The organism is Halobacteriovorax sp. HLS (assembly GCF_004006665.1).
Classification (GTDB): domain Bacteria; phylum Bdellovibrionota; class Bacteriovoracia; order Bacteriovoracales; family Bacteriovoracaceae; genus Halobacteriovorax.
This window is the reverse complement of record NZ_QOCL01000016.1, coordinates 19,959-46,185: the sequence shown is the minus strand read 5'-3', so window position 1 is coordinate 46,185 and position 26,227 is coordinate 19,959. Positions and strand designations below refer to the sequence as shown.

Sequence of the window (26,227 nt, the reverse complement as noted above, 5' to 3'; positions counted from 1 at the left end):
TAAATCCTTTATATGATTTTTTATTTACCAATTATAATGTCTAACTTTTTCACCACGTTCTGCGATATCGGCCATTGCCTCAATCCCTAGTTCGATATGAATATCTGTATATTTTCTAAATACTTCTTTTGCAGAACTCTTCGTCTTAATTCCACCCTTCTTCAAAGGACAGTCAGATATTAGAAGTAATGCTCCAATATTAACCTTAGAAACAAAGCACGCTGTAAATAATGCAGCAGTTTCCATTTCAACAGCTAGAACTCTTTCTTCAATTAGGTTTTGCTTGAAACGATCATCAAATTCCCAGAAACGGAAATCAGTACTATGAATTGTTCCAGTTCTATAGTCATGTCCATGCTCAACTAAAATTTGTGATACAAATTTTTGAACTTTAAACGTTGGCAGGGCCGGAACTTGTGGAGGTAGAAAGTGATCAGAAACACCTTCTGCTCTAACAGATGCTATAGGTAGAACAAAGTCTCCAACTTTCAAAGATGGATGCACAGAACCAGCAAGTCCTAAAAAGAGAACTGCCTTAGGCGATACTACAGAAACAAGCTCACCAATAAGAGCGGCCATAGCTGAGCCAACACCAAATTCTACAATTGTTACTTTTGCTTTTTTTGAAGAAGAAGCTTTAAAGGCAGAACCTTTAGTGTAGTTTGCATCATCTAGTAATGAGTTAAATCTCTCTACGTAATAATGAAAATTAGTTAAAATAATTTGCTGTTGAAAGTCTTCAATATTATGACCAGTGTATCGCTCAAGCATATCTACAGCGATTTTCTTTTTATCTTCATTCCAATGAATTCTTCTCGCGCGAAGACTTGCCTTCTTCTCTTCTACAGAGTTTACACTTTTCTTTGTTGTCATTCTAACAAGAGAATAAGGATCAGCACTTGGTGCTATCGCACTACTTGGAGATGCAAGAACCTTCAAGGTCGACTTTGCTTTTTTTGTAACTTTTTTACGTGCAACTTTTTTAGTTACAGGAGCTTTTTTAGTCACTTTTTTCTTAGCAACCTTTTTAGCTGCTGGAGCTTTCTTAGTTGTAGTTTTTTTTGCTGCTTTTTTGGTAGCTTTCTTCTTTGAAGAAGATACCTTCTTTTTCGCAGTCTTTCCTTTGACGGCCATAGTCGATAATTCCTTTTATGTTAAAAAAACACTCTGTAAAATGTACCACTTAGCTCTTTTTATTGACAACCCTTATGTTACCTAAATGCTGATAAAAACGATTGTTTACCATTTTCACGCTCTGCAATAGTTTTTACATGAATATACTAGATTTTCCTTGTCATAATGGGCCATTTTTCTTAGTATGATGAGATTAATTGATCATAACACGTAGCAAAAGGATATATGATGGGTGCAGGTAGAAAGAAGACTGAAATCAAAATGAAAAGAAGAAAAGGTCAAGCTAAGAAAAAAGCTAGAATTCTTAAGAAAATTCAAGCAGCTAAAAAGTAAGGTTTAACCTTACTTTTTTTTTGCTTAAAATTGATCTCTTATTAAAGAGATTTTTTTTCGTCTTCTTTTTTAACAAATTGTACTGGCTCTATTTTTCCTCTTCTCAATTTCAGAGGTACCATTTGCTTAAGCCAAACATTATCCTGAAGAGTCCAAGTCCCGGTAAGACCTACAATTTCTTCTCTACTTCTCACAAGCATTTCTAGCTCGTCTCTAGTAGTAATAGAACTCTCTGCCAAGATAGTATTTAGAACATTGAATGCATCGTAAGCACGCATTTCAATTAGCCGTGGCTGTACTTTATATCTATCAATAAAGTTATTAACAAAAGTTGAATTATCAATTTTAAAGTCATCACCTATGAAGTAAAGCGAGCCTAATTTGTGACTCTCTCTACTTAATGCTTTCGATCTCCACGAAGGCCCACCTATGAGGTTTAAGTTAAAAGCATCAAAGTATGTAAATGATGGAATTATCTGTAAAGCCTCATTTGGAAATGCCGGAACGAAGGCCCAATCAAAATCAACGATTGGCTTCAATGTCTGAATTCTTCTTGTCGAGCTACTTTTTTCGAGAGAATGAATATCTTCCATTATATCAAGCTCTTCTTGTCTCTCTCTTTTATACTTAAGACCCAAAAGCTTTTGAATCGTTTCCCTGTGGTCAGTTTTATTCTTATCGTAAGACTTAACTTCTGTTACTTTTACATCGTGAATTTTAGCTTTTCTCCAAAATTCATCGACATAAGCTTGACCTCTTTCTGAATCAGGATAAATAACTGCAGCTCTTTTACCAAAATGGTTTAACATATCTTCAGAAAACAAGTTGTTTACAAGTGACTCAACCGAACCCGGGATTTCGAGTAATAAATGGTTCTTCTCTTCTTTAGGAAGATAGATTTGAGAAAGACTAATAAATAGAACTCCATGTCTCTTTGCTTCTAGATATTCTTTCGTTGCTTCAGATGAGAAAAGCCCACCTATGATTACTGAAACGTAATGTTTTTCAACAAGCTCCTTAACCCTATAAGCTCCTACGACACCACTACCTTCACTATCTTTAAGAAAAACTTCGTACTTAGGGCCATTTTCAATATTTTTATTAAGCTCTCTAATACCATTGTCAATTCCAACAAGAGCTCGCTTACCAAACTCAAGCTTCTCACCTGAGCTAGGTAAGATTACACCAATGGAAAACGGATTCATTTTTGTAAAGCTTTCCAATCTAAATTTAAAGTTAGCAATCAAAAGTTCAATTTCCGCAAAGTTTGCATACTTCGAATCGACCCAGCTTAAGAGGTCCTTTGCATCATCCCTTGAACCACCGTAGTATAATTTTTCAGACTCAAGATAACCGAGATATCCAACAACTAAGAATGGTTCATCTTCAAACTCTTGCAAGATTCTTCTTTTCTCATTAGAAGTCAGTTGAAAGAATGAATTCATTAGTTTTTGATACATTGGCTGCGATTTTAGTCCACTGAGGTTATCAATATCAGACAAGTACCATATTATTGATTTCATTGCCTGTGATGGCTTATCAAGCTCAGTTGCTATTGAATAATAAAGTTTATGAAACTTCTTCGCCTCAGCTTTCTGTAAATTCTTAAATTCACAAATCGCTAAAGTGGCATAGGCTTTATCAAGGTAACCTAACTTATAAAATGAGCTAGAAAGGTTTAGCTGTATCTGAGCTGTCAGGGCCTTATCTAGTCGAGACTTCCCTACGGCCAATTCAAAATTATAAATGGCCTGTTCGTAATTCTTCTCAGAAAAATTAATAACACCAATCAAATTACGTCTAAGAGCTTGTTCTGAAGGTAGAAGGTTTTCAGTGTTGTAAGCTTGTAACTTCTTTAGTGCACTTTCGGACTGACCTTTTTTATATTCTTCTTTTACAGAAGTAATAAAAGTCATAAATTTCTCAGTATATAAATCTTTTGGATCAACACCTGAGAGCATTGATATTCCTGAACATGAAACAAAGCTAACTAAAATTAGTATATTTAAAATATTTCTCATTACTTATCTTCTCTTTCTTGGTTAATTTTGAGTTTAATTGTACTAGAGAGCATGAAAAAGTGCTACTTTCTTTATGGTAACTCCCCAAGTCATACTAGATAAATTTCACAACTATATCTTTATAATAATAAATTTTATAGAAGTACTATAATGATATTATTAATTTTCCACCTATTAATTTCAATTAGTACTGCTACGGTAACTTTTGATGAATTTCAACAACTAAAGGTCGCTTTAAATCAAGCCTGGCCAGAACTTAGACCTTCTTCTAAAGATCAGCTTGTTATTAATTTAAAAGTTGGAAATTTTGAAAACTATTGGTGGAATCTTGAAGTTGTTAGAGCTTCATATTCACAATCAACTGTAGAAGATGAGATTCTTCATCATATTTTTATTTTTGGCGGTTATGCACGATTAGAAGGTATGACCCTTGATGGTTTAGCAATTACGGCATGCCACGAGATTGGACACGGCATCGGCGGAGAACCTCTAAAGAGCAATGGAAGTAGTCAAGAAGGTCAGTCTGACTATTATGCTACAAAGTATTGCTTTCCTATTCTTTCAAAATACCTAAAACAGTCTACTCCTTCACAAAACTATCCCTCTTGTATGACCAATGAGAATCAACAGTTTTGTAATAGAACTCTCGATGCCTTAGAAAGCTCAATTCATTTTTTTAATTACTTAGGAGATAATGTTTCTTTCGATCAAAGAAGCCAAGTTATAGCTCCTTATTTAGATGAATCTGATACCTTTTATCCAGATGCTCAATGTAGGCTAGATACTATGGTTGATGGTTTATTTCAGAGACCTAGGCCTATATGCTGGTACCCTAGAAATTTAGAAAATTAAATTGTCCTTCATTAGGTTGCTCTAAAATTTCTATATAATCTCCACCTCCAATTGATAACTCATGACGATAAAGTCTTTTCTCAAACTTTAATCGATCTATCTTGGCACGTGAAACCTTCCAATCAGTAGAAGAAACCCTCTCGCTATATTCAAATACTTCACCATTATCTAGATTTAGCATTATTGATAAAGCATCATTCTTTTTATTACGAATAGTCTTACTAACTTTATATCCTTTTTCTCTTAGATTAGCTCTAAGTTGTTCTTCCAATTTAAATGGTGTTTGCCCACCTGCAAGAGTAATGGTTAAAGACTCTTGTGCTGAAAAATTGCTTAGAAGCTGGTCTATCGATCTATCAATTTTTGTTGATGCATCAAAGTGAGCAAGAACAGCTCTTTTACTATCAGAATAAATAATGACAGCGACACAAGTAAACACACCATATGTTTGAACGAACTTATGCTTCTTATAGTCAGTATGAATATACTCTCTTTGATAGACTTCAGGAATATCTACATTGTCAGCATCGATGGCAAAAGATAGTGACGAATAAGTAAAAAGAATTAATAAAAGTAAGCATCTCATTCTAGAATAATACCTACTTTTAAGAATATATTTTCGCTAGGTGAAAAAACTATATTCTTGTAAAAAGAGTATACAAAAAAGGCCTCTAACAGAGGCCTTAAGTTATTGAAATAAGTCTTTTACTTTATCAAAGAATCCCCTACTCATTGGATGAGAATTATCACTATCCATTTCAGCAAGCTTCATGAACAATTCTTCCTGTTCCTTAGTAAGAGTCTGAGGAGTTTCTACATGAATATGCATTATTTGATCACCCTGACCATAACCACCTAATCTCTGAATTCCTTTCCCTTTAAGTCTCATCTTCTTTCCAGACTGAGTACCACTAGGAACTTTAACAGAAACCTTTCCATCTAGAGTAGGCACTTCAATATCCGCCCCAAGTGCGGCCTGAGAGAAAGATACAGGGATAGTACAGTGAACATCAAACCCATCTCTTTCAAATAAGTCATGTTCTTTTAAATCAATTACAACGTATAGATCTCCGGCAGGTCCACCTTTAGATCCAGCATCGCCTTCACCTGAAAGCTTTAGTCTTTGACCATGATCAATTCCAGCAGGAACTTTAACAGAGAGCTCCGTCTTCTTTCTAGATCGTCCATCTCCATTACATTTTCCACATGGATTATCTATTTTCTGTCCTGAGCCCTGACACTTCGGACAAGTTTGAGAAACAGTGAAGAAGCCTTGTTGCCTTCTCACTTCACCCATACCACCACACATGTCGCAATCAACTGGCTTAGAACCATCCTTACCACCTGAACCATGACAAGTTCCACACTCTGCTAGTCTATTAATTGAGATTGTTTTTTCGCAACCAAAAGCGGCCTCAGAGAAGTCAACTTCCAGTGCCATCTGTAAATCATTTCCGGCACGAGCTGAAGAACGTCTACGTCCACCACCTCTTCTACCTCCACCAAAAATTTCTCCAAAGATATCGCCAAGATCACCGAAATCTCCACCGCCGAATCCGCCGCCGAACCCACCACCGAAACCGCCGGCCTGTCCATCAACTCCGGCATGGCCAAATTGGTCGTAACGAGACTTTTTGTTCTCGTCCAATAGTACTTCGGCTGCTTCAGACGCTTCTTTAAATTTAGCTTCGGCTTCAGCATTATCAGGGTTTCTATCAGGGTGAAACTTCATCGCCATTTTACGATATGCTTTCTTAATTTCATCCTTTCCAGCGCCCTTATCAACGCCTAAAACTTCGTAATAGTCTCTTTTGCTCATTTTTCTCTCTTTATTAGAAAACGGGAGAAACTCAAATATGAATCTCTCCCGCTCTAGTAATTTTAATCTGTATTAAACTTCTTTAAAGTCAGCGTCTACTACATCGTCATCTTCTTTCTTTGCATTTGCCTGAGCTCCTGCTTGCTCTTGCCCCATATCTGGACCTGCACCTGGCGCTCCTTCAGCTCCTGGTTGTTGGTACATTTGAGTTGCAATCTTGTGAGATGCGTTTTGTAATCTTTCAACTTCACCTTTAAGTTCATCAAGAACTTCTGATTGTAGTTTTCCTTTAGCTGCTTCAATTGCTGCTTCAAGTTCTTTCTTGTCAGCTTCTTGAATTTTATCTCCACCATCTTTAATCATTTTTTCAGAAGAAAGAATTAGTGCATCTAAGTTATTTCTAGTGTCTACAACTTCTCTTCTCTTAGTATCTGATTCTTTGTTAGCTTCTGCTTCGTTAACCATTCTTTCGATTTCTTCTTCAGAAAGTCCAGAACCTGCAGTGATCTTCACTTCTTGCTTATTACCTGTTGCTTTATCAACGGCCGACACATTAACAATTCCGTTTGCATCGATATCAAAGATAACTTCAATCTGAGGAACACCTCTTGGAGCCGGAGCAATTCCAGATAGATCAAATTTACCTAGAGTCTTATTATCATTAGAGAATTCTCTTTCACCTTGTAGTACGTGAATAGAAACAGCTGGCTGATTATCTTGAGCTGTTGAGAATACCTGTGACTTCTTTACAGGAATCGTAGTATTTTTCTCAATGATCTTAGTTGTAACACCACCAAGAGTTTCAATTCCTAGAGATAGAGGAGTTACGTCAAGAAGTAAAACGTCTTTAACGTCACCAGCAAGAACACCACCTTGAATCGCAGCACCTGCAGCAACTACTTCGTCAGGATTAACACCTTTTGAAGCCTCTTTACCAAAGATGGCCTTTACTCTTTCTTGAACAGCAGGAATTCTTGTTGAACCACCAACTAGGATTACTTCATGAATTTCATTTTTATCAAGTCCTGAATCGTCAAGACAAGTTAAACATGGCTTTGCAAGAGCTTCTAAGTCGGCTGCAATTAATGACTCAAACTTAGCACGAGATAGGTTAATATTTAAGTGCTTTGGTCCAGACTGATCAGCTGTAATGAATGGCAGGTTAACGTCTGTAGAGTTAACATTTGATAATTCATGCTTAGCTTTTTCAGCAGCTTCTTTTAATCTCTGAAGTGCCATTTGATCTTTTCTTAGGTCAATTCCTTCAGTTTTTTGGAATTCTTCAGCAAGATAGTTAATGATATCTTCATCAAAATTTTCACCACCTAAGAAAGTATCACCGTTAGTTGCTTTAACTTCAAAAACACCATCAGTAGTAATTTCAAGAATAGAGATATCAAATGTACCACCACCAAGATCAAATACTGCGATATTCTTATCTACTTTAGTATCTAAACCATAAGCAAGTGCTGCGGCTGTTGGCTCGTTAATAATTCTTTTTACATCAAGACCTGCAATCTTACCCGCGTCTTTAGTCGCATGTCTTTGAGCATCATTGAAGTAAGCTGGTACAGTAATAACTGCTTCAGATACAGTTTCACCAAGATAAGACTCAGCTGCTTTTTTTAGTTTTTGTAAAACGATTGCAGAAATCTCTTGTGGTGACATTTCCTTACCGTCAACTTTTACCCAAGCATCTCCGTTTTTATTTGCGAAGATTTCAAAAGGAGCAACCTTTTGGAATTTTTCAGCTTCAGGAGTACTTGCTTTACGACCAATTAGTCTTTTAATACCGTAAAGTGTTTTCCCAGGGTTAGTAACTGCTTGTCTTTTTGCAACTTGCCCTACTAAAGTTTCACCATTATTTGCAAAACCAATCACTGAAGGAGTTGTGTTGTGTCCCTCTTCGTTTGCAATAATTTTATACTTTCCATTCTCAAGAACAGACACACAAGAGTTCGTTGTTCCTAAATCGATTCCAATAATTTTACCCATGATATACTCCTTAAAATATTTTTCTTAGTTCTTTGCTATTACTACTTTTGCGGCCCTTAACAAACGACCGTTTAAAATATAACCTTTTTGATATTCAGAAATGATCTCATCATCCTTAACGCCCTCAGCTGGCTGTTGTGCCAAAGCTTCGTGAAACTTTGGATCAAACGTCTTTCCAACCGACTCAATTTCTTCAAGTCCATTATTCTTTAAAACGTCAGTCATCTGCGTTGAAACCATATTTATCCCAACCGCAATATTTTTAATTTTTTCATCCTCATCATTTACAATTGCTTGTAAAGTTCGATCTAAGTTATCGACTACGTCTAACAGTGAAGATAGAATTTTTTCATTACCATACTTTAAAAGGTTTTGAGTTTCTCTCTCATTACGCTTTCTTAAGTTTTCCATTTCTGCGGCAAGGTAATAGAACTTAGCTTTAAAGTCCTCTTCTTCTTTTTCTTCCTTTTCCTCTTTAGCTGCCTCAAGAACTTCAACATTATCTTGTTCTTGATCTACCGACTCTTCAGCATGTGCTCTAACATTTTCAGTTTCTACTTCATTGTTATCTGTATTCTCTGTACTCATTTTTAAATAACTCCCAAACTTAATTTTTCGTCCCACCCAAGATGTGAGCATTTACAAAAGTGTCAATGTTAAAGGGGGAAAAAAACTTTTACGCTTTATCATAATCCTATAATTATAGGGTGTTATAGCAACTGGCATCGCATTTGTATAATAAAGAATATGTATAATAACTAACTTTATAAGTTATTAATATTACATATTTTTAATGTAAGGAATATGACTCATGTCGAAAATTTTGACAATTTTATTAATTATGCTCTCCATCTCGTTTCAAACTTATGGAGCTCGTCTAGATATCTCTAAAGAATATCTCTTGGCCAAGGCAAAGGCCCAAAATCAAGCTCTAGACGAATCTTTATTACTTAGTTTTCTAAAGTCTCAAACAATAATATTAGTACCTGGAGTACTGTCGGAATCTTTTAGAGAGGACTCGAATCAAAAAATAAAAGTAAATCTTCTGATGGGTGAAATTTTTGGAGATCATGAAAATTGGCTAATAGAAAATGGTCTCAATTACGAAGTAGTTCTTCTAGAGTCTGAAGCCTCTCCGAATGAAAATGCCGACTTTCTAAATGAAGTTATTGAAGAAATACAAGGAGATGTCATTCTCTTCACTCATAGTAAAGGTGGCATTGATACTTTCGCTGCTCTTAACAAAAAGCCTGAGTTATTAAAAAAAGTCACAGGAATTATTACAGTTCAAACACCTTTCTATGGATCTGTCATAGCTGAAAACTTAAGCTCTAATCGCCTATTTAACACACTAGGAAAGTGGCTTTTTAACCTATTAGGAGGCTCTGAAGAAGGTATTAAAAGCCTTACAATGAAGCAATCTAAAGAAAGAATGAATGCTAATGAACAATCTTATAAATTCATTACTTCAACGGTTCCTGTTATAAACTTTGGATCATTTAAGGAAGACACCTTTGGATGGGATACTCCTTTAGAACTTTTTAGAGATATCTCTGAGAAGAAAATAGGAAAGAATGATGGAGTTGTTCCACTTACAAGTGCATTTCTAGAAGATGCTTACAAAATAACCGAAGCTGGTGTCGATCACTTATTAAGTGTCACTGATTGCAGAGGAGTTAAAAAAATTAGCTTTGCTCCAACTTTAAGATATTCTGAAAGATGGAGCTATGACAGAGTTGCACATTTTAAGGCCCTACTAGAGAGCCTTAGAAAAGTTTCGTACTAGTAACAAGTCGCGTATGTATTAACCCACTGTCCCCAAGAATTATAACCTGTACACTGAACATATTGACCTGGTTGAGAATAGAAAGTACATCCATTTCCATAAGTCTGACATTGAATCATTCTTCCATTCCAACATCTAGTATAAGCATAGCAGCCTGCGTTTTTCTGAGACTTTAAAGCATCCATTTGACTTACAGAAAGCGTTTCAACAGAGTGATCAATCTCTTGAGTTATAGAATAAGCTGGAAGTTCAGCGAATGTAGAAAAAGAAACTAGAACAAAGCTTAAAGCTAAAACAAGTTGTTTCATAAAAAGACTCCTTAATTATTTATTAGCTTGAGTACGAAAAATAAAAATAGTTGTCAATGATTTAAGAAAATTTAATCAAGAAGGTTATACTTAAAAAGATCATCTAATAAGCTGTCTAACATAAGAAAGCCTCTTGAGTTTAGAGAGATCCTTTCTCCATCATAGAAATCTATATATTTGCGACTTTTCCACAAATCGATAACTTCAAGAAGCTTGCTCTCATTATTAACATGATCTCTTAGACAAAATGGCTTATTAATTCTTAAGGCCATATAAATCTGCTCTAAAGCTTGTTCTGAATGAGTTAATTTCTCAACAGAGAAAGCACTATCAGAGACTTTCCATTTGTATCTTGTTCCAATCTCTTTTAAAAAACCTGTTGCAGACGCTCCAAGCGCCATAACAGACTCACTTCTCCAGTACTTAAGGTTGTGACGAGACTCTTTAGTCGGTTTTGAGAAATTTGAAACTTCATAATGATCAAAACCTCTTGATCTTAGAAATTCACTGACTTTAAGATATTCTCTTTCAATAAAGTCTTCATCAGGAAGGTGGTTGCGATGAATATAGCCGGCCTTGGTTGTCAGAATGTATAAGCTTATATGTTCAGGGTTAAACGACAAGATCTCTTCAAGTTCAGCTACGATATCTCTTCCATAATCTTTTGAAAAAGGAAGTCCAATCATAAAATCCACAGAAAATGAAAGTTCTTTTTCATTAAAGAACTTCAAAGTATTGTAAACGTCGTCAATATTGTGAATCCTATCTATTATTTTAATAAAGTTAGGATTTAAGGACTGTATGCCTAATGAAAACCGATTCGCTCCAATTTCTCTAAATTTTTCGATACCTTCTTCTGTCCATCCACCAGGATTAACTTCGAGGGTAAACTCACAATCAGTACTCAATTCTATGTTTCTATCAAGAAGAAAATTCTGCAAGAACTCAGCTCCTCGCTTATCCCAAAGTGAAGGTGTTCCACCTCCTAAATATAGAGTATTTAAACTTCTTACTTGATAATTAGAGTCTTTAAAGGTTTTAAAGAAATGGTCGTACCCCTTTATTAGAGAGGCTTCAAAGCTGGAATACTCTTTCATCTTGTCTTTAGGTATATTTTTGTAGAAATCGCAGTAATTACAAAGATGACGGCAAAAAGGGAAATGAATATAAAGTGATCTAATATCTCGAATATTCAAATAAAGGCCTTAATTATTCGTGTTCATATCCTATAATAGAATGAGTATAAATTAATTGATTTAGGATATATATGCAACATGAACAAGTAACTTTGAAAAATGGACTTAAAACACTTCTCGTAGACTTTCCAGGCTCTACATCATCGAGTGTACAAATATGGTTTAAAGCCGGCTCTGCCCTTGAAACTAAAAAGGATGAAGGTATTGCTCACTTTTTAGAACATATGTTTTTCAAAGGAACACCGACTAGGCCAGGAGCTGCCATCGCTCATGAAGTAGAATCATTTGGAGGAGAAGTAAATGCTTTCACATCATTTGACTACACTTGCTATTACATTAACTCCCCAAGTTCTAAAATAAATCAAACCGCTGATATCCTTATGGATATGGTTGCAAACCCAATGTTTAAAGAAGATGATTTCAAACCTGAAATTGGAGTTGTCTTTGAAGAGTATAGAAGATCACAAGACAACTCTAATCAATACTCATTTCAAAAAATACAAAAAGGTAGCTTCACAGGTGGATATGCACATCCAATTCTAGGGACTGAGAAAACAATATTAAAATTCAATAAGTCCCAGCTTCAGAGCTTTAGAAAGAAGTACTATAATCTAGAAAATGCTATGTTAGTAATTTCGGGAGACCTTAAGAACAAAGATAAGATACTAAAGACAGTAGAAAAGTATAAACTCCCTAAAGGAGAGAGTTCAAACTTCCCTAACTTTAAACTTAAGTCGACTTCTAATATAGATTTACATACTAAAGATGTAAGAATGAGCCAGTTAACTTTAACAATTCAAGGCCCATCCCACTCTGATAAGAATGCTGCTGCTGAGGATCTTGCACTGAGTACTTTAGGTCACGGAGAAACTTCGAGGCTTCACAAAAGTCTTGTACTTGATGGAACTTTATCTAATGGCGCATCTAGTTCAACGATGTTTATGGCAAAGGGCGGAGTTCATTTTTTAAGAGTAAGTTTTCCGCAAAAGAATCTCAAAAAAGTTCTAAAAAGACTTGAAACTATTTTTAAAGACCTCGTGAAAGAAGGTTTAAATAAAGATGAAATTAATCGAATAAAGAATCAATATGTGGCTTCAAAAGTATATGAAAAAGAATCTCTAGAATCATACGCATTTTCATTAGGCCATGGTTACGCACAGACTGGTGATATAAATTGTGAAGATGAATTTATAAATAAAATAAGAAAAACTTCCGTTGCTGAAGTAAATGCAACTTTTAAAGAAATATTTTCAAGACCTATTCACATATCTCTTCAACTACCAAGAGATGCTAAAGAAGACAGCTCAAAACTAGAGTTAGAGAAGTTTCATGAAAAGATTTCAAAATTAAAAAATATTGCGAACAAACAGAAATCAAAATTTAAAGAAACTCTCTCTAAGTTCGATCCACAAGTAAAAGTAATTGAAATTAAAAAAGGTATTTCTCTATTATATAGACATAATCCACTTAATCCTACTTTTGTTCTTCATACATATATAAAAGGAGGACTAACTGAGGAAACGACAAAGAATAATGGGATCTATCACCTTTTAAGTGCGACCATATCCAAAGGTCATGAAAGCAAGAGCTATGAAGACTTGAAAAATGACCTTGAAAATAAATCTGCCCATATTTCAGGTTTCACAGGTAAGAATGCCTATGGAATTACACTACACGGACAAACCGAGCATTGTAGTGAGCTATTTTCAGACTTCTTTAAAACTTTAACAAACCCTTCATTTGAAGAACGATTTCTAGATCACGAAAAAGAGCTAACTCTTAGGCATTTAGAAAATCAAAAAGAAGACCCTGTTCGTCACTGTTTCGGAAAAGTAAATGAGATGGCCTTTAACAATCATCCATATAGTTTTAATATTTTAGGTAATGAAAAAAATCTTTCCCAGATCAAGAGAAAGAATGTTCTTGATTTACATAGAAGTAATCTTGAACAAAAAGAAATTCTGATCAGTTATTGTGGAGACCTCTCACATGAAGAGGTTATTTCTTTAGTTCAACAGAATACTCAAGATCTTGGACCAAGAAAGAAAAGTAAACTTATTAAAAAACCTGTCAAACCAATTGTCGGAAAGAATCACTTTATCGAATTTGATAGAGAGCAAACACAAATTTTTCACTTTATTCCAAGTGCCAAACTTGGGTCGAAAGAAAATATTGTTCTTAAGATGATTGCAACTCACCTTTCGGGTCAATCTAGTGAGCTCTTTGTTGAAGTTAGAGATAGACAAGGTCTTTGTTATTCCGCACAACCAATTCACTTTACGGCACTTGAGGCAGGGTACTGGGGTATCTACATGGCTTCAGGACACGACAAAGTTACACCTGCAGTGAAGGCCATTAAAGATATAATTGAAAGACTAAAGACCAAAGGCTTAAGCAAAAAGGACTTTAACAGAATAAAGAAAATGATTGATGGTCAATCTCTATTAAATGTTCAAACAAATGAGGATTACGCTAATATCTATAGTGTTCCAACATTGCAAGGATTAGGTTTAGATTGGTACTACAAAGGTAATGCACAAATAAATGATATTACCTATGAAGAATTTCAAAAAGAAGTTAAGAAAGCTTTTTCAAAAAAATGGAATACAATAATAGTAGGAAGAACTGATATGTAAAATAGGTCCTAAGGGACCTATATTTTTAAGTCTTTTAACTTTCTAATCACCTTATTAAAATTAGATCCTGAATATCGTTCAGATGCAATGAGAGTAAAGTCTTTAATATTCCAATTTGGTTCATTGATAATATAATTAACCAAATCGTGAGCAATAATAAATACTGCAGTTAGTGGCAATAATCTATTCGAACTATGTCCGTAAGGAAAACCAGTACCTGCACAATTTTCATGATGCTGTAGAATTATTGTACTAGCATCAGCGGGAGTTTCCTGCATCTTATCAACCAACTCTTTTATTTGCTCAGGATGATTTAAAAACAAAGCCTGCTCCTTAGCAGAAAGAGAATCCTTCACTTTTTCAAAATCTTCTTTTGTTTGTAAGCGAGCTAGGTGCGGATGATCAGAAAGAGTTATATCATGCAAGTACGAAACAAATACTAGTTTTTCAATTGTCGCTTCCTGTCTCCATTCCATGACATGACAAATCGCCGTACAAATCTTACATAGTAAGTTCACGTGTTGCTTACAATAGTCATCAGGGTTTCTACTTACATTAAGCTTCTTTAGTAGCTTGGCCAGAGATGGTACTTTCTTTACTGCTTTTAGTGTCTTAGAAACTTTATCTGAAACCTCTTTTTCCATTTTTTTATCAAACTTAAATAACTGATCAACTTTTTGATTTATTTCTTCAAATTTCTTTTCTTCTTCTTTAGCTTCTTCTATTTTTTCTATAACCTCTTCTTCACTCTTTGCCTCATCTACATTTTTGAGATCCTTAATATTAGGCATAGGAGGTTCAACCTCAAGCTTTACTTCTTGGTTAGATTCAATCTTAGTTACAATATTCTCGATATCTTTATTAATTGTTTTTAAAAGCCATGAGCTTACTTTCTTATGTAGAAATAAGTCTTCAACACCTTTGTTTTGATACTTTGTAACATCTTCCTCTGTAATCTCATCTTCTGTCCGATATATTTTCAAATATCTTCCGGTCGGTAGTTCTATAAATAGATCTGTTTCTAATCCGTCAAACGCTGTCAAAACGCTGAAGGAAACTTCACAAAAATCCTTAGGTGTTTCATTTTCATCTACTTGAAAATATTTTTTGACTGCTATATTTAAGTCTTCTAACAAGTTAGTCTTTCCAATGAATTCAGAAATACTATCTCTATTTTCATTTTTTTCTTTAAACTTTTTTGGTACGCCCAAGGCAAAGAAAGGAACCTTAGCTTTCTTATCTACAAAGGTTTTTAAAGTATTAGAAAATTGTTTTTCACCGAGAGCGTAGTCAGAAATGATCAAACAAAAGTCATCATTTTCTCCCATATACTCAATTAGGTCGACAATATTTGTAAACTTAATGACTTCGAATCTAAAATTAGTTTGCAATGAAAAACAAATCAGATCTAGCAGATTCTTATTATTACCAATGAGAATGATTTTTGATTTATTCATAAAGCCTTTATGTAATTACTTAATACTATTATTTTAATAGGTTATCTACGAATTACAAGTTCCATAAAAAGAGGAAAACTAGGCTATCCAGAGAATTCTTTCATCTTTTCTATTTGCAGATATATCTTTTGCAAGCAGGTCCATCAAAAGGGTTACATTAGAGAACTTCTTAGAGAAATCATAATAAAATGAGTCTACGTCGTAAAAAGAAGGAACCAGGTTATTCAGTTTCGAGTAAGCTGCTTGGCCTATTTCTTGATAATATTTCACATCTACTAGTTTTTTATTTAATGAGTCCGAAAAAAAACCACATATAAAAAGAGCAGTATCACCAATATCTTTAAGCTCACGCTTTCTTAAGTTCTTTGGCATATGGGTTGACTCCATCAGCTTTATTCCTAAGATTTTTTCACTAACCCTTCCTTCTCTTTTTTCGAAGAACTCCCCAGCACTACCAAATTTATCCATTACAAGACTAGAGTAAAAGATCGCCTCTCTAGGTAATGGGCGTGAATTTTTCTGGTTTAATTCGTGTAACAAATCAAAGAAATAGCACTGAAGGCTTGTTTCTAGTATTAGGTCTTTAGCTTCATTAGCTGACATGGCCTCTCCAGATGTGAGGTTTCAATAGGTTAGCAATCCTTTTGGATTATCACCTAAAAACATACCCTTATTTTAACACAACGCTCCCTTGTGGAAAATTACGTAATTTTTTCCTTAACTTAGCAGGCCAAGATGTGTGCAAATCTGCCCATTTTTTGATAGTTTCTGACTAATTAACTAAATGAATTTGGAGATATATGAAAACAATCAATGATTGGAATGAATTGGCCACAAAAGAGACAAGAGGCAAAGGACCAGAAGCTCTAATTAAAAAATCTGCTGAAGGTATAGATATTAAACCGCTATACACTAAAGAAGATACAGATCATTTAGAAAATACTAATACAATGCCGGGCTTTGCTCCATTTATAAGAGGTCCAAGGGCAACAATGTATACTGGACGTCCGTGGACAATTAGACAATACGCGGGCTTCTCAACGGCACAAGAGTCTAATGCTTTTTACAAAAAAGCTCTAGCTGCCGGAGGACAAGGTGTGTCGGTAGCGTTCGATCTTGCAACTCATAGAGGATATGACTCTGATCATCCAAGAGTATCTGGAGATGTTGGAAAAGCTGGAGTTGCTATTGATAGTGTTGAAGATATGAAAATTCTCTTTGATTCAATTCCACTTGATAAGGTTTCAGTTTCGATGACAATGAATGGAGCCGTTCTTCCAATTCTAGCAAATTATATTATCGCTGCTGAAGAGCAAGGCGTCCCTCAAGAAAAACTTTCAGGAACGATTCAAAATGATATTCTAAAAGAGTTTATGGTTAGAAATACTTATATCTATCCCCCAGCTCCTTCCATGAAAGCTATTGCAGATATATTCGAATATACCGCACAGAAAATGCCGAAATTTAATTCTATTTCTATCTCAGGCTATCATATTCAAGAAGCAGGTGCGGACAATGCACTTGAACTTGCATATACACTAGCAGATGGAAGAGAGTATATTGAGACAGCAATTGCTAGTGGAATGAATATTGATGAGTTTGCGCCAAGACTTTCTTTCTTTTTTGGAATTGGAATGAATTTCTATATGGAGATAGCAAAGCTTAGAGCAGCAAGATTGTTATGGTCAGAAATTGTTAGTGAATATGAACCCAAAGATGTTAAATCTACAATGTTAAGAACCCATTGCCAGACTTCTGGCTGGTCTCTAACAGAGCAAGATCCTTATAACAATGTCATCAGAACAACAGTAGAGGCCATGGCCGCAGTATTTGGAGGAACTCAATCTCTTCACACTAATGCACTCGACGAGGCCGTAGCTCTTCCAACAGAATTCTCTGCTAGAATCGCTAGAAATACTCAAATCATTCTGCAAGAAGAAACAGGTATAACTAATGTCGTTGATCCTTGGGGAGGTTCTTACATGATGGAAACTCTCACAAATCAGATTGCTGATAGAGCAAGAGAGTTAATGAAAGAAGTTGAAGAACTTGGCGGAATGGCAAAAGCAATTGAAGCCGGTATTCCTAAACTAAAGATTGAAGAAGCTGCGGCCCTAAAGCAAGCACAAATCGATAAGGGTGAATATACAATAGTTGGTGTTAACAAATACAAGCTAGATAAAGAAGAAGAAATTGAAATTCTTGAAATTGATAATACATCTGTTAGAGATTCTCAAATTAAAAGGCTAAAACAACTTAAAGAACAAAGAGATAATGATAAAGTAAAGCAAGCTCTAGAAGCACTTACAGAGTATGCAAGAACTGGTCAAGGAAATGGTTTAGAACTTGCCGTTAATGCAGCAAGATTGAGATGTACAGTTGGAGAAATATCAGATGCTTTAGAAGTTCATTGGGGAAGATACTCCGCGAATTCTAAAACAGTATCAGGTGTATATGGTAGCCTTTACGAAACAGATGAGAGTTGGAATATGATTACAAAACAAATCGAAGAATTTGAAAAAACTCATGGTAGACGCCCAAGAATGCTTGTCGCCAAAATGGGTCAAGATGGTCATGACAGAGGAGCAAAAGTAATTGCTACTGCTTATGCAGATGTTGGTTTTGATATCGATTTAGCACCATTATTTTCTACTCCAAAAGAAGTTGCAAAACAGGCCGTAGAAAACGATGTTCATGTAATCGGAGTTTCTTCCCTTGCAGCAGGACATAAAACTCTAATCCCAGAGCTAATAGAAGAACTTAAAAAACTTGGTGCTGAAGATATTGTTGTTGTAGCTGGAGGAGTTATTCCAAAGCAAGACTACGATTTTCTCTATAAAGCAGGCGTAAAAGGAATCTATGGGCCGGGAACAGCAATTCCAGCAGCAGCGAAAGATGTTGTTGATCTAATAACTGAAGCTAAGAAAGCATGAACGCAAAAGAGATATTACAAGGAAATAGAAGAGCACTAGCTAAGGCGATTACGCTTATTGAAAGTAAGCTAGATGGCCATAGACTTGAAGCAGGTAAACTTCTTGAAGAACTTCTTGCGCATACTGGAAATAGTATTCGTCTAGGTATTTCGGGAACACCTGGTGTAGGTAAATCTACTTTCATTGAAACTTTTGGAACTTACTTAATTTCAAAAGGTCATAAAGTTGCTGTTTTAGCAGTTGATCCTAGCTCGCCTATTAATGGTGGAAGTATCATGGGTGATAAGACACGCATGGAGAAACTTTCAAATAATGAAGGGGCATTTATACGTCCTTCTCCAACTTCAGGTTCACTTGGCGGTGTAGCACAAAAAACAAGAGAGAGTATTCTTCTTTGTGAAGCAGCTGGTTTTGATATCATATTAATTGAAACAGTAGGTGTTGGTCAGTCTGAATTTGAAGTCGCTTCTATGGTTGATTTCTTTATGGTCCTAATGCTTCCTAATGCAGGAGATGAACTTCAAGGAATTAAAAAAGGTATTCTCGAACTAGCAGACGCTATTGTCATAAACAAAGTCGATGGAGACTCTATAAACCTGGCAACTCAAACCAAATCACATTATCAAAGCGCATTAGGAATTATTCATCCAACCTCGTTTTGGAAGCCAGAGGTTCAATTGATATCTGCTCTAGAAAATAAGAATATTGATGGCGTGTGGGAGATGGTAACGAGATACAAGGAACAATCTATTGAAAACAATGAACTAAAGTCTAAGAGAGCTTCTCAGAATAAAGATTGGTTAGAAAAGTTAGTAATGGAAGAGCTAAAGTTAATGTTAAAACTGTCACCAAAGACAAATAAATTAATTCAGACATTAGAAGCTGATCTTACCAATGGAAAAACGACTGCCTATAACGCATCTAAATTAATAATCGAAACTTTTAAAAAAGATCTGAAATAATCGTATGAATTGAAAAGGGCACTTTCGTGCCCAATAACTTTAGAATTGAAATTTAGAACTACTTCTGACTCTTTTTAAAAGAATTGCTTTTCTATCAACATACTTTAAGTTTTCGGCAGTTGGTGCAACTCTATCAGACTGAATTGAGTATGTCGGATCTTCAAATCTTGCTAGTTCGTCACTTCTAAATTTACTTAAAGCAAGATCATCTTGATTGTGAGTTACTACAATTACATGACTAGGTCCTCTCCATCCGTATCTCTCAAAGCTAGACGCAGGAACTTCGGCCTCACCATCATTTATCGCAAATGTTCCAATCTTTCTGTAAACACGCTGAACTTCATAGCTAGAAATGCCTTGTCCACCTGCAACTAAGAAGACTGAAGCATTTGTTCCTCTCGCATTTACTATAGTAAAAGCTCCAACTTCATCAGCAAAAGAATTAAGGTTAAATAGTAGTGTTAGTAGTAGAATAATTTTTTTCATTATTTCATCTCCATCAATTTAGAGTAATTAGTATATATCATTAAGTAACCAGCTTCATTAATTTCCGTTTTTTGCTTATCAAGGATAAGACCACCTAAGTCAGTCGGAACAGGAATCTCGTCAGCGATTTCCATACCTTTCACGCTTGGCTCCATTTCCTTTAGTTGCTCTCTAACGGCCTTTCTAACTTTCTTTTTAAAGAATCTAATATATTTATCGTCAACGAAGACGCTATCCATATCAACACCAGTTGCAATCATTCTTATCTTTTTCGTTACAGGATCGATAGGAAAATCTAACTTAAGGTCAAAGTTTATATGAATTGGATTCTTTACCGCTACGGCCTGAATACCTTCAACCTTATATGCAATCTCTAGAGAAAGAGTTGCGGCCTTACCGTTCCCCTTTCCTTTCATATTTAGTACTGGCTGTCCTACAATTTGAATAAACTCTCCATCACCTATTTCCATAGACTTAAAGTATCCTCTGACAGCAGAGAGCTGAATGATTCTATTAACAAGTCCTTGATTAATTGCCAGGGAAATATCGTAGTTTTCAATATCCGAAGACTCAATATTTGGATGCTTCAAAGATGTGTATGCAGCAGGAAGATTTACCTCTCTCACACTTGCTGGATCATCAACGACAGCTCCAAGACCTAAGTGAAGATTATCTCCTACAAAATCAAGTTCTTCTAAATTGAGTGACCAGAAAAGCTTTGGTACGACTCTATCCTCAGGAGCGCCCGGAGGATCCATTTGAGAAATTTCTCCAATACCGTTTTTAATAGCAGATCCTGCTGACTCAGTAATCATTTTAGGAGCTTGATTTTCAAGAAAGTCCTGAATTGAACTTTGTATTTTCTCTAACATAAGAGGCTCTTTTTCTCTTACTAACCCTTCTACTTCATCTAAATTCATCGTTACTTCATGTCCATTAATAGAGATCTTGATCTCTGGTAGACGAAGAGGACTATCGAAGTCAGCGGAGAACTTTACATCATTCATATTACTTACTGGTTTACTAGCAATAAGCTCAAAACTTCCGTCTTCGGCCTTCCCAATTTTTAAAGGAAACCCAATTCTTAGCTTTTCACTTGTATTTACCTGTTCTATTTTAAGTCCATCAATTCCGACATCACCAATATACTTGTGCATAAGATCTCTTGCTGTAATCTCGTCAACCTCAATCTTTATATTCGAGGCCTCAACCCAAGCATAAACCAGTACATCATAAGGTTTCTCGTCTTCTACCAATTCAGGCTTATAAAAAAGAAGCGAAAGCTTATCCCATTTCGCTGAAAATCCTACATTTTTGATATCTATCTGAAACTGATGCTTATCAAGACCTAAACCAGAAAAATATCGTTGGATTTGAGATTTTATATCTGTAATTGTAGCCTTTACTTCTTCATCATCTACTAAGTCCTCAATTGTTGTTTCATCCATTGTGATTTGAGTACCTGGGTAGTTAAACCTATCTATCTGAAAACCGTTGTTTTCAACTAAACTCATCAAGTTGTTCTTAAAGTACTTCAATCCACTTTGTGAAACATAGACTCCAACAGAGTGCTTTATGCTCTCACTAGCTTGTCCAGAGACAATAAAGAAAAAGAAGCTAATAAATAGAAAGAATGAGAAGAACACCTTTCTTAATAATTCCAGTAACATAGACTCACCTTTTAAAGTATTAATGCCTAATTTTACGTATATTTGGGAAATTATTATATGGGTCGAGAACTTATTTCAGGGGGTGTTAACAATATTTACAGCTTAGTGACATGTTCCAAAAACGAAACACTTTTTTGGCATGCCCATTGCTTTATACCCAGTAGTTACTAACAATGGGGGAAATTATGAAAACTTTTAAACTACTTATTATGCTACTTGGAATCACAACTTTAATGTCTTGCTCAGAAGAAGATATAAAGAGGACTCAGTCGTGTACCTTAAATGATCGACCAGTGAGTTGCAGTAAGCTTGAAACACTTAAAACTTCAATGTCTGGAAAATCAATTAGTTCCGGTAATGTTGAGATGAATCTAGAGGAAGACCATTTCATTGTAGATGAAAGTTTTTATGACTCAGTTATCATTGGAACAATCAATGATGAAGAAGTTGAATGTGGAAGTGGCCTTGAAAGAGGTAAATACGACTTTGTTTATGAAAATGGAAAACTATCATTAACAAATACGTCGAATGAGCAAGATGTCGCTGACATATTTATACCTGAAAGCTCATCATATGATGACTTAAATGAAACGAGGTGGTTCTACAGTACAACATTTATAGATAACGATATTCAGGCAAAAGGAAGATATACTGTCATTCTAGACTTCAGCGAAGACTTCTCATCGTTAAAGATTGAAGCCGAATGTACACTTAATCCTCTATAGAGTTTTGTGATTACTAGGTCATGATTTCCCATGACCTAGTGTAACTATTTCATGATAAAATTCTTTCATGAATTCAATAATTACGAAAATTTATCAAAGCGTATATCCTATTTGGAAAACCAAGTTTGCCAAACCAATTAAGCAAAGAAGAATGCAATATATTATTAAGCATTCCAACGGTGTCTTAGATTCTAATGAACCTAAAAGAATTTTAGATATGGGTTGTAACAATGGAATGGACTTCTTAATTCACTTTGAACATAAGAAGAATTTTGACCTTCATGGCGTTGATATAGAAGACTACAGTTACGAAGGTAGAAATGTAACTTTTCATAAAACTGATGGGGTCACACTCCCTTTTGAAGATAATTACTTTGATCTCACTGTCTCTATTGGAGTTCTAGAACATGTTCAGCCTATTGAGAATCTATGCAGTGTAATATCTGAAATCAATAGAGTATCAAAAAACTATGTTGTCGTAGTGCCTAGTATTGGCACTATCCTTGAGCCTCATGCCGTTCGACTATTTTGGGGAATTCGTTCTGCACAAAAGAAAATTTCTCATGAATATTTAAACTACTTTAGTGATGAAGCATGGATGCAGTTTAAAGGTTTTATGGGAGCTAAATCCAAGAGATTTTGGTATATCCCATGTCTTATAAAGAACTTTATTATTTGGAAGTGAAAAAATTAGCTGGTCGTAAAAGCCACATAGAGCTCATACCAAAAGTATAGAACCATAGCGAGAAGTACCAATTTAAAGCCGACTCTCACTTTGTTTATAGGTTTTTTCAAGGCCAATCTCCAGATCCTTCCCTTAAGACCTCCACGACCCCCTCTTGTGTAAGGTTAACTATAGTAGAGACACCAACAAAATTATATTCTCCTGGGTCTATAATCATATCTAACTGTCCCCTAAGTGCCTCTTCAATCTGATAACTATATATCTCTTCACCTTCACTAACCTTTACAAGTTCATTCGTCACATGAGTAGAAAGAAGAACGTCTTCATGAACAGCAATCAGATTTTGAGAAATAAGATCCGGACAAAACCTTACCCCAACTTCTTTATCAGACTTATTGGCCTGAACTGCTCTTGTAATTTTCTTTCTCGCCTCGAAAATGAATGTATAGTGCCCTGGAACTTTCTTTCTAATCATTTTAAAAGCACTATCATGAATATGTGCAACTTCTTGCGCCCTAGAAATTGTGTCCGCAATTAAACTATAGTGCTTAAGAGGTCCTTCGTTCTTTACTCTATAAAGCTTTTCAAGACCTTTCTTATTAAAAGGGTCGCAGACGATTAACCAGTTTGTATCTGTAGGATAACAGACAAGGCCACCTGACTTTAAAATGTCAGAGGCCTTTTTTAATACTCGATCATCTGGACTTTCAGCAATCACATACTCAATCATTACTTTCCTTTAAGATGCTTTAAAAACTCTGAGTCAGATGAAATAATGAAGTTTGTCTTTCCCCCTAATGAAGATTGATAAACTTCCATCGACTTAACAAATTCGTAAAACTCAGGGCCCTTGTTTAATGCCTTAGCATAAACTGAAGCAGCTTTAGCTTCCCCAGCCCCTCTTAGCGCTTGTGCTTTTCTATAGGCTTGCGATTGGATCTTTCTTAAATCTCTAGTCAGACGACCTTCGATTTTTGCTTTTTCTCCAGAACCTATAGAGCGAATTTTCTGCGCAATCCTTTGCCTCTCTGAAATCATTCTGTCATAAACTTTTCTTTCAACAGATTCTTCATACGAGATTCTTCTTAACTGAACATCAATTAACTTAATTCCAAAACCTGCTAATTCAGAGTCTGCTTTTTCCACAATCAACTGACTTAATTGCTCACGTCCAGTAGAAATTTTTTCTATTTCCCCTGACACACCTTCTTCAACGTAATTCTCTCCAGCAGCTTTCTTCTTCTCAATATCAGCTTTTTCTTTAGCAGAATTGTCTATAATAGCATTTGAATTTCTTACTGCTTCAACTAAGTTATGACCAGAAATTATATTTCTTGTAGCAGAGTCTAAAATCGTATCAAGCCTCGCCTTAGCTCCACTTGTATTTCTTACGGTTTGAATAAATTTAAGTGCATCAACAACTCTATATCTAGCCGTTGTATCTACCTTGATGAACTTTTTATCCTTTGTTGGAATCTGATTTGGCATCCCATCCCATGAAAGAATTCTCTTATCAACATAACGAACTTCTTGAACAAAAGGTTTCTTAAAATGTAGTCCAGCATTTGTGATTGGCTTGCCTACAGGTTTACCAAATTCCGTTATAATTGCCTGATTACCTTCATTGACAATAAAAATTGTACTTTTTCCTAGTACTAGTAGAAGTCCTACAACAACTACTAAAGGAGCTAATTTATTTCCCATTACTTACTCCTAATGACTTATTAAATACAGGAAGTAATCCTTTCACCTCAGGATCAACAACTGTTATATTTTCAAATTTCTTAAAGATGGAAGACATTGTTTCAAGATAGATTCTCTTTCTTGTCACACGTGGAGACCTCTTATACTCAACAAGAATTGCTTCAAACTTATTCGCATCCCCTAAGGCCTGGTTAAGTTGTGCCGTAGCATAACCTTCTGCTTCACTAATCAATTTCTCGGCCTTACCTCTTGCTTCAGGAATTACTCTATTGTATTCGCCCTCGGCCTCGTTAATTGCCTTTTCTTGCTCTTGTTTTGCTTCGTTAACCTCATTAAATGAAGGCTTAACTACTTCTGGTGGATTCACGTCCTGAAGTTTTACAGTTACAATACGAACACCCATATCGTACTTATTTAAAACTTCTTGCATAAGTTCATAGGCCCTTGTTTCAATCTCCATCTTTCCAGTTGTCAGCACATCTGTAACAGAGCGATCACCAACAACCCTTCTCATTATAGACTCAGAGACATCTCTAATCGTCACTTCTGGAGCAGAAGTCTGAAATAAATACTTGAATGGATCAGCAATTTGAAATTGAACGGCCCACTCAACATCAGCAACATTTAAATCCCCTGTAAGCATGAGTGATTCATTTTTAAAGTTATTACTAGAGTAAGTAGTTCTTCTAGTTCTAGTATTTTCAGTTCTAAAACCAAACTCTGCCTGTAGAACTCTCTTAGTCTTAACCTTAATAACATTATCAACACCTAGAGGTATTTTAAAATGTAATCCAGGAGGATTGGTAGTTAAGTACTTTCCAAACCTTATCACTACTGCTTCTTCATCAGGTTCCACTGTGTAAAAAGATGTGAAGCCACCTATGATCAAAAGAAAAATAATTAAAAAAGGCCCCAAAAACTTGAGGCCATTTCTTAGATCATTTTTCATTCGATCAATATCATTTACAAAGTCATTTGGATTTTTTCCATTAAAACTCACTATTGATCTCCTTAATTAGATTCAATTTCTATCATTAGAACACCTTGATCTAAGGCATCCCCTTCTTTTACATGTACGGCCTTCACAGTTCCTGCTACTCCGCACTTAATTTCATTTTCCATTTTCATCGCTTCAAGAATAATTAAAGTTTGACCTGGCTCAACAGTATCTCCAACCTGAGTATTAATTTTTACAATCTTACCAGGCATTTGAGTAAGTAACTCACCTTCATTTCCGCCGCTTAATCCTGAAGGCTTATACCCTCTGTAAACTTTGAAAACTCGGTCAACATTAAGCATTCTAGACGGAAGATCTTGTCTAGAAATCTTCGACCACTTCTTATTATTTTCAGAAACAAAGTATTGACCACACAATTGACGTACAAAAATAGTTTTCTTATCAATCAATTTATTATCTTCGATCGTTGAGTAGTCAAACTCAACTAGCTCACTAGAGTGTACTTTTGTTCTAGTTAAATCAACGATAACTTCATTCTTGTCGTCATCTATTAAATAAGTTCTCATG

At 35.4% G+C, this 26,227-nt stretch carries 23 protein-coding genes; 7 read left to right on the top strand and 16 right to left on the bottom strand.

The features are described from left to right. Positions 1-24 precede the first annotated feature (24 nt). The gene (locus tag DPQ89_RS17600; RefSeq protein WP_127718360.1) at positions 25-1,134 is read right to left on the bottom strand and encodes an AMP nucleosidase; all 1,110 of its coding nucleotides are present in this window, start codon (positions 1,132-1,134) and stop codon (positions 25-27) included. Positions 1,135-1,508: 374 nt separating this feature from the next. Then, positions 1,509-3,488 carry an ABC transporter substrate-binding protein gene (locus DPQ89_RS17595; RefSeq protein WP_127718359.1) on the bottom strand — a complete coding sequence of 660 codons (1,980 nt, stop codon included), beginning with the start codon at positions 3,486-3,488 and terminating at the stop codon, positions 1,509-1,511. A 150-nt stretch (positions 3,489-3,638) separates the two neighbouring features. Between DPQ89_RS17595 and DPQ89_RS17590 the strand changes: the two genes are divergently transcribed. Next, entirely contained in the window at positions 3,639-4,340 is a 702-nt protein-coding gene (locus DPQ89_RS17590; protein ID WP_127718358.1) for a hypothetical protein, read from the top strand. Here DPQ89_RS17590 and DPQ89_RS17585 read toward each other — a convergent pair. The 4 genes from DPQ89_RS17585 to DPQ89_RS17570 form a co-directional block, all read right to left on the bottom strand. Further along, complete coding sequence (locus DPQ89_RS17585) at positions 4,321-4,926, bottom strand: hypothetical protein (protein WP_127718357.1); 606 nt, start codon at positions 4,924-4,926, stop codon at positions 4,321-4,323. The genes DPQ89_RS17590 and DPQ89_RS17585 overlap by 20 nt on opposite strands. A 102-nt stretch (positions 4,927-5,028) precedes the next feature. Next, entirely contained in the window at positions 5,029-6,159 is a 1,131-nt protein-coding gene (dnaJ, locus tag DPQ89_RS17580) for a molecular chaperone DnaJ (RefSeq protein ID WP_127718356.1), read from the bottom strand. A 72-nt stretch (positions 6,160-6,231) separates the two neighbouring features. After that, positions 6,232-8,154 (bottom strand): molecular chaperone DnaK, encoded by a 1,923-nt coding sequence (gene dnaK, locus DPQ89_RS17575; RefSeq protein ID WP_127718355.1) that lies wholly within the window; start codon positions 8,152-8,154, stop codon positions 6,232-6,234. 24 nt (positions 8,155-8,178) lie between these two features. Then, positions 8,179-8,742 (bottom strand): nucleotide exchange factor GrpE, encoded by a 564-nt coding sequence (locus tag DPQ89_RS17570; RefSeq protein WP_164848512.1) that lies wholly within the window; start codon positions 8,740-8,742, stop codon positions 8,179-8,181. 223 nt (positions 8,743-8,965) lie between these two features. On the opposite strand from DPQ89_RS17570, the gene DPQ89_RS17565 reads away from it, so the two are divergent. After that, positions 8,966-9,940, top strand: coding sequence for a hypothetical protein (locus DPQ89_RS17565; protein WP_127718353.1), 975 nt, complete (start codon positions 8,966-8,968; stop codon positions 9,938-9,940). Here DPQ89_RS17565 and DPQ89_RS17560 read toward each other — a convergent pair. Both DPQ89_RS17560 and DPQ89_RS17555 read right to left on the bottom strand, forming a co-directional pair. Continuing rightward, positions 9,937-10,248 (bottom strand): hypothetical protein, encoded by a 312-nt coding sequence (locus tag DPQ89_RS17560; protein WP_127718352.1) that lies wholly within the window; start codon positions 10,246-10,248, stop codon positions 9,937-9,939. The genes DPQ89_RS17565 and DPQ89_RS17560 overlap by 4 nt on opposite strands. A gap of 71 nt (positions 10,249-10,319) precedes the next feature. Then, positions 10,320-11,444: a coproporphyrinogen-III oxidase family protein gene (locus DPQ89_RS17555; RefSeq protein WP_127718351.1), complete on the bottom strand. Its 1,125-nt coding sequence runs from the start codon at positions 11,442-11,444 to the stop codon at positions 10,320-10,322. 71 nt (positions 11,445-11,515) lie between these two features. Here DPQ89_RS17555 and DPQ89_RS17550 point away from each other — a divergent pair, with 71 nt between their 5' ends. Further along, entirely contained in the window at positions 11,516-14,080 is a 2,565-nt protein-coding gene (locus DPQ89_RS17550) for a pitrilysin family protein (protein WP_127718350.1), read from the top strand. Between the two features lie 17 nt (positions 14,081-14,097). Here the strand turns inward: DPQ89_RS17550 and DPQ89_RS17545 are convergent, their stop codons facing one another. Beyond that, the gene (locus DPQ89_RS17545; protein ID WP_127718349.1) at positions 14,098-15,537 is read right to left on the bottom strand and encodes an HD domain-containing phosphohydrolase; all 1,440 of its coding nucleotides are present in this window, start codon (positions 15,535-15,537) and stop codon (positions 14,098-14,100) included. Between the two features lie 78 nt (positions 15,538-15,615). Further along, positions 15,616-16,140, bottom strand: a complete 525-nt coding sequence (locus DPQ89_RS17540; RefSeq protein WP_127718348.1) for a hypothetical protein — start codon at positions 16,138-16,140, stop codon at positions 15,616-15,618. 197 nt (positions 16,141-16,337) lie between these two features. Between DPQ89_RS17540 and scpA the strand changes: the two genes are divergently transcribed. Further along, positions 16,338-18,470, top strand: coding sequence for a methylmalonyl-CoA mutase (gene scpA, locus DPQ89_RS17535; protein WP_127718347.1), 2,133 nt, complete (start codon positions 16,338-16,340; stop codon positions 18,468-18,470). Next, complete coding sequence (meaB, locus tag DPQ89_RS17530) at positions 18,467-19,432, top strand: methylmalonyl Co-A mutase-associated GTPase MeaB (protein WP_127718346.1); 966 nt, start codon at positions 18,467-18,469, stop codon at positions 19,430-19,432. The genes scpA and meaB overlap by 4 nt, the downstream gene beginning before the upstream one ends. Positions 19,433-19,471: 39 nt before the next feature. Here the strand turns inward: meaB and DPQ89_RS17525 are convergent, their stop codons facing one another. Then, positions 19,472-19,918 carry a hypothetical protein gene (locus DPQ89_RS17525; RefSeq protein WP_127718345.1) on the bottom strand — a complete coding sequence of 149 codons (447 nt, stop codon included), beginning with the start codon at positions 19,916-19,918 and terminating at the stop codon, positions 19,472-19,474. Continuing rightward, the gene (locus tag DPQ89_RS17520; protein WP_127718344.1) at positions 19,918-21,588 is read right to left on the bottom strand and encodes a hypothetical protein; all 1,671 of its coding nucleotides are present in this window, start codon (positions 21,586-21,588) and stop codon (positions 19,918-19,920) included. The genes DPQ89_RS17525 and DPQ89_RS17520 overlap by 1 nt, the downstream gene beginning before the upstream one ends. Positions 21,589-21,773: 185 nt before the next feature. Between DPQ89_RS17520 and DPQ89_RS17515 the strand changes: the two genes are divergently transcribed. Next, a complete protein-coding gene (locus DPQ89_RS17515; protein ID WP_127718343.1) occupies positions 21,774-22,313 on the top strand; it encodes a hypothetical protein in 540 nt (179 codons plus the stop codon). Between the two features lie 67 nt (positions 22,314-22,380). Further along, positions 22,381-22,998: a class I SAM-dependent methyltransferase gene (locus DPQ89_RS17510; RefSeq protein WP_127718342.1), complete on the top strand. Its 618-nt coding sequence runs from the start codon at positions 22,381-22,383 to the stop codon at positions 22,996-22,998. Positions 22,999-23,104: 106 nt separating this feature from the next. On the opposite strand, the gene DPQ89_RS17505 is transcribed toward DPQ89_RS17510, so the two are convergent. The 4 genes from DPQ89_RS17505 to DPQ89_RS17490 are packed head-to-tail and all read right to left on the bottom strand — an operon-like array spanning position 23,105 to position 26,226. Then, on the bottom strand, positions 23,105-23,728 hold the full coding sequence (locus DPQ89_RS17505; RefSeq protein WP_127718341.1) for an L-threonylcarbamoyladenylate synthase: 624 nt from the start codon (positions 23,726-23,728) through the stop codon (positions 23,105-23,107). After that, positions 23,728-24,702: a protease modulator HflC gene (gene hflC, locus DPQ89_RS17500; protein ID WP_127718340.1), complete on the bottom strand. Its 975-nt coding sequence runs from the start codon at positions 24,700-24,702 to the stop codon at positions 23,728-23,730. The genes DPQ89_RS17505 and hflC overlap by 1 nt, the downstream gene beginning before the upstream one ends. After that, positions 24,692-25,702, bottom strand: a complete 1,011-nt coding sequence (gene hflK / locus DPQ89_RS17495; protein WP_127718339.1) for an FtsH protease activity modulator HflK — start codon at positions 25,700-25,702, stop codon at positions 24,692-24,694. Before hflK ends, hflC begins: the two co-directional genes overlap by 11 nt. An 11-nt stretch (positions 25,703-25,713) precedes the next feature. Further along, positions 25,714-26,226, bottom strand: a complete 513-nt coding sequence (locus tag DPQ89_RS17490) for an acetyl-CoA carboxylase biotin carboxyl carrier protein subunit (protein ID WP_127718338.1) — start codon at positions 26,224-26,226, stop codon at positions 25,714-25,716. Between the last annotated feature and the right edge of the window lies 1 nt (position 26,227).